The following is a 9,964-nucleotide window of genomic DNA, read 5'->3' on the forward strand; positions in this document are numbered from 1 at the left end:
CAAGGGCTGGTAAACTGCGAGAGTATACTGGCCTTTTCATCCTGTAACCCCTATGAGTTCCACTTTGCGAGCTGCCCAAACCCAGGCGCGAGTGCCCACCGAGACCATCCTGACGCCGCGCTTCTACACTACCGACTTCGAGGCCATCGGCAAGATGGGGTTAGGCGATCGAGAGGCCGACTTCCGGGCCATCTTGGAGGAGTTTCGCGCCGACTACAACCGCCACCACTTCGTCCGCGGCGAGGAGTTCAACCAAGATTGGGAAAGCCGGCTCGATCCGGAGGCGCGGCGGCTGTTTGTGGAGTTTTTGGAGCGCTCCTGCACGGCGGAGTTCTCCGGCTTCCTCCTCTACAAGGAGCTATCCCGCAGGCTGAAGGAGACCAACCCGGTCTTGGCTGAGTGCTTTGCCCTGATGAGCCGCGATGAAGCTCGCCATGCCGGCTTCCTCAACCGCGCCATGGGCGATTTCAACATGGCCTTTGACTTGGGCTTTTTGACCAAGCACAAGTCCTACACTTACTTTGCGCCCCGCTTTATCTTCTACGCCACCTATCTCTCCGAAAAGATCGGCTACTGGCGCTACATTCTCATCTACCGCCACCTGGAGGCTCACCCCGAAAACCGCGTTTACCCAATCTTCAACTTCTTCAAGAACTGGTGCCAGGACGAGAACCGCCACGGCGATTTCTTTGCCCTCATGCTCCTGAGCCAGCCGCGGCTGCTCGAGGGGTGGGTGGCGGAGCTGTGGTGTCGCTTCTTCCTGCTGTCGGTGTTTGCCACCATGTACCTCAACGACGTGGGCGAGCGCCCAGGTTTCTACCGCCTCCTGGGCCTGGATCCGCACACCTACGACATGGAGGTGATCTACAAGACCAACCGCGAGGCGGCCAAGGTCTTCCCGGTGGTGCTGGATGTGGAGAACCCCGAGTTTGTGCGCCGGCTGCAGAAGTGCGTGGCCAACAACGCCAAGTTGAGGGAGATTGCCCGCGGAGCTGGGCCCTTCAAGAGCCTGCGCAAGCTGCCTCTTTACCTCAACAACGCCTACCAGTTCCTGCGGCTGTTCCTGCTCAAACCGCGCAAAGCTGGCTTTTACTTGTGGGAGCAGCCGGAGCCTCGGTTTGAAGGAACGGCTGTTTCCGCTTGAGCCGTTTTGACTCCAGCTCCCTATTGGTAAGCCTCGTGGGTTAGCCATGAACATCGCCGCCGAGATTACGCCCCTCTTTTTGTTGGGAACGCTGGCGTTTTTGGGTTGGGGCTTCTGGCGAGCCCGCCGGCGGGGATCCTTAGCCGTTTGGGTGTGGTTACAGGGATCCCTGCTCCTTTTGCCGTGGGTGGTCTTTCTGGGGCTGCTGTTGCTGGGGATCTACCTCAACTTCGCCGGCTTCCTGCTGCTGTTGCTGGTGTTCACGGGGCTCTACATTGCCGTGGGGCGCAAAACCCGTCAGTTGGCCCAGCAGGAGCTGCAGGCGCGGCGGCAGCAGTTGGCCCAGATGGAGGAGCGGCAGGAAATCCCCTCGGAAGGGGCTGGGGAGACGCCTGCCGAGCAGCCTTTGGTCTTGCGGGGCATCTCTGCGGAAGATTTGCAGGCCATTCAGTCCATCTTCAGCCTGGACACCTTTTTTGTGACTGAGACCATCCCCTATGGGGAGGGGGCGATCTTCAAGGGCAACCTACGGCGGGAGGCGGAGGGGGTGGTGCCGCTGCTGCAGGAAAGGCTAAGGGAGCGGCTGGGCAGCCGCTACCAACTGTTTTTGGTGGAAGATGCCTCAGAAAAGCCGGCGGTGGTGGTCTTGCCAGATGAGATTGTTAACTACCGCACCTCGAGGGGAGCCCAGATTCTGGCAGCAGGCCTAATGCTGGCTAGCTTTCTGGCCACTTTGGAGGTGGGGGCCAACCTGTTCGGCTTCCGGCTGTTGGAGGCGCCGGGGCGTTGGGTGGAGGCCCTGCCCGTGGCGGCCGGGATCTTCGCCATCTTGCTGGTGCACGAAACCGGACACCGCTGGATGGCCGGCAAGTACGGGGTGCGCCTCAGCCCTGCCTTTGTTATTCCCAGCTTGGGCATTGGCACGCTGGGATCCCTGAACCGCATCCAATCGCCGGTGCCCAGCCGCAAGGCCCTCTTCGACATTGCCTTTGCCGGCCCGGCAGCGAGCGGGATCCTGTCGCTGCTGGTGCTCTTGGCTGGCCTGAAGCTCTCCGGCTCCGAGGGTCTGTATGTGCCCACGGAGATCTTCCGCAGCTCCATCCTGGTAGGCACCCTAGCGCGGCTGGTGCTGGGATCCCAGTTGCAGGCGGAGCTGGTTCCCATTCATCCTTTTGTTGCCGTGGGCTGGATTGGCCTGGCCATCACCGCCTTGAGCTTGCTGCCGGCAGGGCAGTTGGACGGGGGTCGCATTGTGCAGGCGGTGTACGGGCGGAAGACGGCGGCCCGCGCCACGGTGATTACCCTGATTGCCCTGGCGGTGGCGGCCATCAGCAACGTCTTGGCCCTCTACTGGGCGCTGCTGATTCTCTTTATTGCCCGCGAGCCGGAGCGTCCCCCGCAGGATGAGATTACCGAGACCGACGGCCAACGGGATGCCTTGGCGTTGCTGGCCCTCTTTTTGATGGTGATGACCCTGCTGCCGATTGCCCCGGCCTTGGCAGGCTTTTTGAATTTTCCCAACGGCTAAAGATGTCGCCGCCGGGAAAGGGCTTTGGCCCCAGCCGAGAGAACCAGGAACAGCACCTGCAGCGCCTGCTGGTTCAGGCTGTCCACCATCACCAGGCGGGGCAACTGCCGGAGGCCATCTCCCTCTACCAACAGGTGTTGCAAGCCCAGCCCGCCCACCCGGAGGCGCTGCACCTCTTGGGGATCTGCCGGCAGCAGCAGGGATCCCTGGAAGAAGCCATTGCCCTGATGCAGCAGGCCTTGGCCCAGCAGCCGTGGTTTCCCGACGCCCACTACAATCTGGCAATTGTCCTCAAGCAGGTAGGCTGCCTGGAGGAGGCAAAAGCTCACCTCCAACAGGCTCTGGAGCAGGGGGGCCGGATCCGGAAGTTCTGTACCAGTTGGGGCTGGTGCTGCGGCAACAGGGGGAGTTGGAGGCGGCCCTGGTACCCCTGAAGCAGGCTCTGGAGTTGCAGCCGGACTTTGCCGATGCCGCCTACACGCTGGTCATCCTGCTGCTCGATTGTGGCCGGGAGGCGGAAGCAGCGGAGCTGTTCTACCGCCTCTGGCAGGCCGATCCCGCCGATTTGGCCGCGGCCCTGGGCTGGTGCGTCAGCCAGTTGCCTTTGCTCTACGACACCCCTGAGCAAATTGCAAGCGCCCGCCAGCGCTACCGCCAAGCGCTGGAACAGGTCAAGGCCCGCTGGGCCCAACTGCCGCGGGATCCCGCTGCTTTAGAGCGCGCTGCCGCCGGCGTCGGCTCCGTCCAACCCTTCTTTTTGCCCTACCAAGGCCAGAACGACCGCGATCTGCAGCAGCTCTACGGATCCTTGGTGGGGGAGGTGATGGCGGCCCGCTACCCCCAGCCCCCTGTTGTCCTGCGGCGAGGTCCTGGCCGGCTGCGGGTGGGCATCGTCTCCGGCCTGTTCCGGGATCACTCCGTTTGGAAGATCCTGACTCGCGGCTGGGTAGAAGCCCTGGATCGCTCCCAAGTGGCCCTCTACGGCTTCCACACCTCGGCCGTCCAAGACGAGATCACGCGCTCCCTGCCCCCTCGTTTTGAGCAGTTTGTGGCCGGATCCCGCAGCCTGGCGGAGTGGCAGGCAACCCTTCGGGAGGCGCAACTGGACGTGCTCCTCTACCCGGAGGTGGGCATCGACCCGGTCTGTGCCCAGTTGGCCGCCCTGCGTTTGGCCCCTGTGCAGGCCATGGCCTGGGGACATCCGCAAACCTCTGGCCTGCCAACAATGGATGTTTTCCTCAGCAGCGAGCTGATGGAGCCGCCGGACGGGGCCGGCCACTACACCGAGCAGCTCCTGCCCCTGCCCGGCATCGGCACCTACTACATCCCTCTGGACATTGACCCCGCCCCTGTGGACTGGCGAGCTTGGGGGGTGGATCCCGACAGGGTGCTCTACCTCTGCGCCCAATCTCTGTTCAAGTACTTGCCGCAGTACGACGAGGTGTTCCCCCGCATTGCTCGGGAAGTGGGGCGGTGTCAATTCCTGTTTTTGCGAGGCCGCCTCTCCCAAGGGATCCGCCAGCGCTTTTGGCAACGGCTGCAGCGGGCCTTTCAAGCCTACGGCCTGGCCGCTGAAGACTACGTGCTGCTGCTGCCAGAGCTCTCGCCCGCCGAATATGCCGCCTACAACGCCCTGGGGGATGTTTACCTAGACAGCATCGGCTGGTCCGGCGGCAACACCACCCTGGAAGCCCTGCCCCATGGCCTGCCCATCGTCACGCTGCCGGGATCCCTGATGCGGGGCCGCCACACCTACGCCATCCTGCGGCAGATGGGGATCTACGAGACCATCGCCTCTAGCCTAGAGGAGTACATCCAGATTGCCGTGCGGCTGGGCCTGGATGACCGCTGGCGTGAGGAAATAGGGCAGCGGGTAAAAGCCCGCCAAGAGCGCCTCTACCGGGATCCCGCTCCCACCCGCGCCCTAGAAGCGTGGCTGCAAAGTCTGAAGACCTGAAGGTTAGTTTGGGTGGCCTAGTCCGGCCCGATAGCTCTGGCGCTAACTTGGCTGGGGAAGCCCTTCTCCAGCGGGATCCCGACCTTCCAAGCGGCAGAACAATTGCCGCATCAGCAGCTCCCGTTGGCCCAAAGAGAGATGGGGGGCAAGGGCGCTGGGAAAGTGGGGCATGGCCAGGGTGACGCGATCCAGCAAGTCAGCGCGGCGGTGCTTTTGCTGGATGGCCCAGGCCCGCTGCACCAGCTCAGCAGCCGTCTCCTGTTCTAGCCCTGCCTGTTGGGCCAGCCAAGCTGTCAACTGCTCCAAATCGGGGTCGAAGCGCAGCCGGTACATATAGACCAGCATGCCGATCCCCAGCACCAGGCCTACGGCGCTGGCCACGTAGGCGGCCTTGATGGAAGTTCCCGGCAGATAGGCCACCGCCGAGACGCGCAAAATTTCGTAAGGGATGCGGATCAAGCTATAGCCGACCACATAGGTCCAGACCCAGGTGCCATCTTTGAGCTTGGGGAAGCGCCAGAACATCCCCATCAAGAGAGCAAACAGAAGCAGGTTGAGCAGGCTTTCGTAGAAAAAGATGGGGTGGAAAAACTCAAACTGGCTGTAGTCAGGCTCGCGGGCTTGGGGGGGGATATATACCCGCAAGGGCCAACTGCTGTCTGGGGGAATGGGGGCTCCATAGGCCTCAGAGTTGAAAAAATTGCCCCAGCGCCCAATGGCCTGGCCCAAGATTAGCCCCGGCGTGATCACATCGGCGTACTTCCAGCCGTTGATCCCGGTGGCGCGGCAGTAAAGGTAGAGGGCAAGTGCACCAGCCAAGATCCCACCGTGGATGATGATGCCTCCCCGCCAGATGGCAAAGGCCAGGAGGGGGTTGTCTTGGAACTCTGACCAGTGGGTGAGGACGTAGTAGAGGCGGGCGCCCAGAAATCCCGATACCACTAGCCACAGGGCCAGGATCTCGACCCGTTCGCTGGCCTCGCCTGGCTCCTTCTCCAGGTGGCGGGCCTCCGCCAAGGCTTTGGTCAAGAGCAGCCCCAGCAACACGGCAATGGCCATCAGCAGGCCGTACCAGCGCAGCCCCAGCCCACCTACGAGAGGGGTTTCGGGGGGAAAGCGGAAGACAAATTCTCCCGGTGAGCTGAAGGTAAGGCCCAGCAGCCCTGCACTCCCTAGATTCATCGACAACACCCTCTGCACCCCAAAATCCCCCCATTCATTTCCAGCAGTCGGCTTCCATCAACCTCACCTGCTAGCAGGACGAAATCCTCTCCGGGTTCTTTTCTCCAGTTTTGAGCAGCCGTTCCCGCGCCTCGATAGGGATCCATTCTCCCCAATCTTGCCGCAGCAGCGATCCCCCCAGGCTGCCCAGGCCATTCTTCTGGGGGATGTCGGCCTCCTATTCGCGCAACACGTAGCCTACCCCGCGCACCGTCTGGATCAGGCGCTTCTCCCCTGGGCCTTCGATCTTAAGACGCAAGTAGCGAATATAGACCTCGATGATGTTGGAATCGCCTGTAAAGTCATAGCCCCACACATGCTCCAAAATTTGTTGGCGTGTGAGCACCTGGCGGGGGTGTTCCATCAGGTAGCGCAACAAGTCGTATTCCTTGGCCGTCAGCTCCACCTGTCGCTCTCCCCGGCTTGCCTGGCGTGTCACCGGATCCAGCGTCAGATCCATAAACACCAACCGGCTGTCGCCAGATCCCTTGGGGGGCTGCAGATAGATCCGTATCCGCGCCAGCAACTCCTGAAGGCTAAAGGGTTTGACCACATAGTCATCTGCCCCAGCATCCAGACCTGCCACCCGATCTGCCACCTCGTCGCTGGCAGTCATCAGCACCACGGGCACGCGGTTGCCCGTCAAGCGCAACTGCCGACAAACTTCCAACCCCGAGATCCCGGGCAACATCCAGTCCAGCAGCACCAAATCGGGGTTCTGGTCGCGGGCTGCCGCCAAGGCCACCGTGCCATCGCCGACCACACTCACCCGATATCCCCTATAGGCCAGCTCGGTTTCCAGGAAACGGGCCAGTTTGGCCTCATCTTCGATCACCAGAATGTGGGCTGAGGAGGATTCCGGTTCTGGCATATTCTCTCCTCAAAAGAAAAGGCAGGAAACTTGCTCACTGCTCACCAGCATACCCTAGCCGTGGGAACTGGCGGTACTAATCAATCCATCCTGCTTCCGAAGTTGGTTTGCTAGGTGTTGCTACTGTGCCCTTTAATTCTTTAACAGGCCGTACCTGAGTTCCTATAAGGGTTTTGGCCTGTCTAAATGACTAAAGATACTCCCCTACTTAGACCTGGAAAGCGTCCAGAGAGATTGCTGCCTTGCCTCGAAAAGTAGGTATATTTGACACTCCCACCGCCTAAAGGCGGGGGATTCTTACGCAGTCCACAAAAGAACCCGTAACGGCGTTGTCAAAGCGCCTCTAGACAGTTCCTGAAGGCAAAGCCCCAAGGTTCTGCTGACTTTCTTAAGCAGGTTGGCGGCAGCATTCGCCTCAGCCCAGAGGGTCTCCACCCGTCGGGTTTTTCACCATAATTAGGTAGCTCATCTCCATCTAGGAAGCTTGCCTGCGAGCTGTACGCCTCCTCTACCTCAATAAACTCCATGCCATAATGCTGACATAATTGCGCAATACGCTCCTTGAACCGACCTGTTGGGACGAAAACAAAGTTTTGGTTATTGACCTTCCCTAAACCGCATTCTTTGTTCCAACCAAAGACTATTCTCCCAATTGAGTGGTGCAAACAGAAGTCAATGACCTTGCCCGCAGCTTTGTGGATTGCATTCTCCGGTTTCCGTAATTCGACGAAGCTTTTGCAACCAAAACCCCCGCAGCTTGTGAGTCTTGAGCCTAGCCAGCTCCTTGTTGTACCCCTGGTTAAAGGACTTGACTTTGCGGCCACCAATGATGAAGCTATGTCCTAAGTTGCTAACGCACGTAAGCCAGTTGTTGACTCCGTGGTCAATTGCTAGAGCTTTTCTCGGATCCAGCGATTGGGGTCGAGCAGGCTTGGCATAGACCCACTCCAGCTACAGACTTACAGGTCTGTTGTGCGGCGGAGACATACATTGCGATCATTGCGATGAAGTGCTTGTTTTGGGTTTTCCCCATCTCAGCGCAAAGCTCACCATAGCTTGCCCATCGCTTCGTTTTGAAATAGACTTGTCTCGCATAGTACAGGGCACAGTTGTACACCTTATTAGACTGTTGACACAAGTACTCTGATAGGGGGACTAGCTCCCTGTTCCTGACTCGAACCTGCTGACAGCCGTACTTCATCATTGTTGGCAAGCGGCATGACAACCGCAGTCTGACATGGGCAAGCGATAGTGCGAGAGGAAAGTCAACGGTACAATCACTACAACCATGGTGTGGGGCTAGCGGTTGTTCATCTCATTTTTTGGCCAAAGAGAAGGAAAAAGGTGTTGGTGGGAGAAGTCAGGAAGAGGTTGTTTGAGCTATGAAACTATATCAACGACCCCCATCATGGGTAAGCGACTAAAGTGGCTAGCGGGCTTTTCCGCCCCGCACTCAAGTGCGGGGCTACCAAGCTATCCCTTTGTGTGTAGGGGCGTCTTGACAGCGCCTTCGCGATTCCGGTTGTGGACTGCGTGAGAATTCCCCGACTTGAGTCGGGGGAGTGTCAAAAAGCACTTGGCGTGGATGCCGAGGCTTGTGTCGCCGTTTTTTAGTTAAGAAAAAGACGCGAGCTCTCGGAAAAAAGCGCGTAGAGTCGCAGAGCTCCTAGGATTGCCCCTTCCCTGGAGAGGGAGGATAAAGCAAGGCTTCCAGCTCCTGTAGAGCCTGCTCTAGATTGTCGTTGACGATCACGTAGTCGAATTCGTCTTTGGCATCCAATTCTTTGCGAGCCTGTTGCAGACGGCGTTGGATGCTGGCTTCAGAGTCTTGTCCGCGTTCGCGAATGCGGCGTTCGAGCTCTTCTAGCGAGGGAGGAGACAGGAAGATGCGAATGGCATCGGGACACTGTTGTCTCACCTGGCGGGCCCCGGCCAGTTCAATTTCCAGAAGCACATCCTGACCCTGGCTGAGTTTTTGGAACACGATCTCGCGGGGAGTGCCGTAAAAGTTACCTGCGTACTGGGCCCATTCCAACAACTCATCGGCTTCAATCAGGTTGAGGAACTCCTCGCGAGTGCGGAAGTAGTAGTTGACGCCTTCCTGTTCCCCAGGGCGGGGGGGGCGGGTGGTTACCGAGACAGAAAAGTACAGCTCAGGGTGGCGCTGGCGCAATTGGCTGACCAGAGTGCCTTTGCCCACCCCACTGGGCCCTGTCAAAACCACCAGGCGACCGCGAGTGGCAGGAGGCCGAGGGGCTTCCTGTTGCTGCAGGCACTCAGGGGGAGTTGGCGAGGAGAGCGTAGTGGAAGAAACTGCCATAGGCGGAGAGCGACAAAGGACGGCTGGACAGTTGGCTGGTTTGGTTTGTTTTAGGATATCTCACTCTCGGCCTCGCAGGCTGCTTGTGAGGCCCTTACTCAGGTTCCTCCGGCGCACCGACTTTGGCAGTAAGGAAGCGGTTGGCAACGGTTTCCGGCTGAATGGCCGAGAGGATGACGTGCCCGGAATCGGTGATGATTACGGCGCGGGTGCGGCGACCGTAGGTCGCGTCCACCAACTGGCCTCTTTCGCGGGCGTCGCTAATGATGCGTTTGATGGGAGCTGACTCAGGACTGACAATGGCGATAACGCGCCCGGCGGCGACGATATTGCCAAAGCCGATGTTGATTAGGCGAGTATCCATGGTTAATCAGCCAATCTAGCGCCTGTCCGGCCAGCAGCCTTCATCTGAATGCGCGGGACACCCCACCGTCTATACGGTGGGGAGCGATAGCGCCTAATATAACCAGCATGACCCAAGTCCTGACTATCTTCTGCAAGCTCAAGGTATCTGCCTCGCAAGCCACAAAGCTGGATGCAACTTTGGATGCCTTTGCCCAGGCCTGCCAACCAAAACACGCCAGAGAAGATAACCAACGCTCTTCAGCTTCAGTCTCTGAGCGACCGCGAAATCCATGCACGGTTTGGGCTGTCCAGCAACTTGGCTGTGCAGGTATGTAGGTCCATCCCCCCGTATACGGGGGGTGTGGAGGGCGGTTGGAGCCGGGTAGTTTACCCTTTTTCCCAAGAAAGTGCAGGTATTAGGCAGCAAGCCGTTCTATGGCTACTGGAAATGGCTTTCTGATACATTTACGCTGAACACTGCTAAGCATTACTGCTCAGCGGTGAAGCGATAGCATTCTGTCCGTTTCCGTTGTCACTACGCGATGCTGACGCGACCGCGCTACTCGGACGGAGTCCAA

Annotated in this window: 9 protein-coding genes and 2 pseudogenes; 6 read left to right on the top strand and 5 right to left on the bottom strand. The window is 59.4% G+C overall.

Annotation, left to right across the window (positions count from 1 at the left end; genetic code table 11):
• Positions 1–52: 52 nt before the first annotated feature.
• From acsF to ACVW0R_RS09045, 4 genes are read left to right on the top strand one after another with little or no spacing between them, the layout of a single operon-like run.
• Complete coding sequence (gene acsF, locus ACVW0R_RS09030; protein WP_011431482.1) at positions 53–1,144, top strand: magnesium-protoporphyrin IX monomethyl ester (oxidative) cyclase; 1,092 nt, start codon at positions 53–55, stop codon at positions 1,142–1,144.
• 46 nt (positions 1,145–1,190) lie between these two features.
• Positions 1,191–2,672 carry a site-2 protease family protein gene (locus ACVW0R_RS09035; protein WP_457501944.1) on the top strand — a complete coding sequence of 494 codons (1,482 nt, stop codon included), beginning with the start codon at positions 1,191–1,193 and terminating at the stop codon, positions 2,670–2,672.
• A 2-nt stretch (positions 2,673–2,674) separates the two neighbouring features.
• Positions 2,675–3,106, top strand: a complete 432-nt coding sequence (locus tag ACVW0R_RS09040; RefSeq protein WP_457501945.1) for a tetratricopeptide repeat protein — start codon at positions 2,675–2,677, stop codon at positions 3,104–3,106.
• Entirely contained in the window at positions 3,061–4,629 is a 1,569-nt protein-coding gene (locus tag ACVW0R_RS09045; RefSeq protein ID WP_457501946.1) for an O-linked N-acetylglucosamine transferase, SPINDLY family protein, read from the top strand. Before ACVW0R_RS09040 ends, ACVW0R_RS09045 begins: the two co-directional genes overlap by 46 nt.
• A gap of 42 nt (positions 4,630–4,671) precedes the next feature.
• Here ACVW0R_RS09045 and lgt read toward each other — a convergent pair whose 3' ends face one another.
• From lgt to ACVW0R_RS09060, 3 genes are all read right to left on the bottom strand, one after another.
• Positions 4,672–5,811, bottom strand: coding sequence for a prolipoprotein diacylglyceryl transferase (gene lgt / locus ACVW0R_RS09050; protein ID WP_414348323.1), 1,140 nt, complete (start codon positions 5,809–5,811; stop codon positions 4,672–4,674).
• A 217-nt stretch (positions 5,812–6,028) separates the two neighbouring features.
• Positions 6,029–6,721 carry a response regulator transcription factor gene (locus tag ACVW0R_RS09055; protein WP_011431479.1) on the bottom strand — a complete coding sequence of 231 codons (693 nt, stop codon included), beginning with the start codon at positions 6,719–6,721 and terminating at the stop codon, positions 6,029–6,031.
• A 672-nt stretch (positions 6,722–7,393) separates the two neighbouring features.
• Positions 7,394–7,672, bottom strand: a complete 279-nt coding sequence (locus tag ACVW0R_RS09060; RefSeq protein WP_457501947.1) for a transposase — start codon at positions 7,670–7,672, stop codon at positions 7,394–7,396.
• A gap of 300 nt (positions 7,673–7,972) precedes the next feature.
• Between ACVW0R_RS09060 and ACVW0R_RS09065 the strand changes: the two are divergent.
• Positions 7,973–8,104, top strand: a pseudogene (locus ACVW0R_RS09065) (IS200/IS605 family transposase); the annotation flags it as partial.
• A gap of 283 nt (positions 8,105–8,387) precedes the next feature.
• Here ACVW0R_RS09065 and gmk read toward each other — a convergent pair.
• The gene (gene gmk, locus ACVW0R_RS09070) at positions 8,388–9,041 is read right to left on the bottom strand and encodes a guanylate kinase (protein ID WP_011431478.1); all 654 of its coding nucleotides are present in this window, start codon (positions 9,039–9,041) and stop codon (positions 8,388–8,390) included.
• 94 nt (positions 9,042–9,135) lie between these two features.
• Positions 9,136–9,405, bottom strand: a complete 270-nt coding sequence (gene remA, locus ACVW0R_RS09075; protein ID WP_011431477.1) for an extracellular matrix/biofilm regulator RemA — start codon at positions 9,403–9,405, stop codon at positions 9,136–9,138.
• A gap of 107 nt (positions 9,406–9,512) precedes the next feature.
• Here remA and ACVW0R_RS09080 point away from each other — a divergent pair.
• Positions 9,513–9,729 (top strand): annotated as a pseudogene (locus ACVW0R_RS09080) (RNA-guided endonuclease TnpB family protein); the annotation flags it as partial.
• Between the last annotated feature and the right edge of the window lie 235 nt (positions 9,730–9,964).

It is taken from the genome of Thermostichus sp. MS-CIW-15 (genome assembly GCF_054060575.1).